Annotated in this window: 1 protein-coding gene; it reads left to right on the top strand. The window is 68.6% G+C overall.

What is annotated here, in order from left to right:
* The coding region (locus D588_RS24875; protein WP_043085050.1) for a hypothetical protein at window positions 1–506 on the top strand (506 nt) is incomplete at both ends.

The following is a 506-nucleotide window of genomic DNA, read 5'->3' as shown; positions in this document are numbered from 1 at the left end:
TCGGGCCTGTTCGCCGGCAAGGGCGGCTACCACGTCGACGCGGGCAACGTGAACCTGATCGGCGGCGCGATCGCCAGCACCAATGCGGACAACAGCGACCTGACTGCCACCTCGCTGACCTTCAGCGACCTGCAGAACCGGATGGGCTACTCGGCCAGCTCCGGCAGTCTCGCCGGCGGGTTCGGCTACAGCGGCACGCCGGCCACCGATGCCAATGGCAACCCGGTGGCAGTGAGCGCGGGCGACCAGGCCAAGAACATCGGCAGCAACATCGCCAATGGGAACTATGGCGCAGCCAACAGCGGCGGGCTGGGCGGCGGACTGCCGATGTCCCAGAGCGGCAACGACAGCACGACCACGCGCGCCACGTTGACCGAAGGCAACATCACGATCGGCGGCAAGCGCACCACGGCGGCTGAGACGGGCATCAACACCGATGCCAGCAAGGCGAACGAGGCGCTGGCGACGCTGCCGGACGTGCGCAAGGTGCTGGCCGAGCAGCAGGC

Origin of the sequence: Xanthomonas sp. SHU 308, assembly GCF_000364645.1 — a bacterium.
In the GTDB taxonomy this organism is placed as follows: Bacteria; Pseudomonadota; Gammaproteobacteria; order Xanthomonadales; family Xanthomonadaceae; genus Xanthomonas_A; species Xanthomonas_A sontii.
Note: the sequence above shows the minus strand (reverse complement) of the source record. Positions and strands in the feature narration are given on the sequence as shown.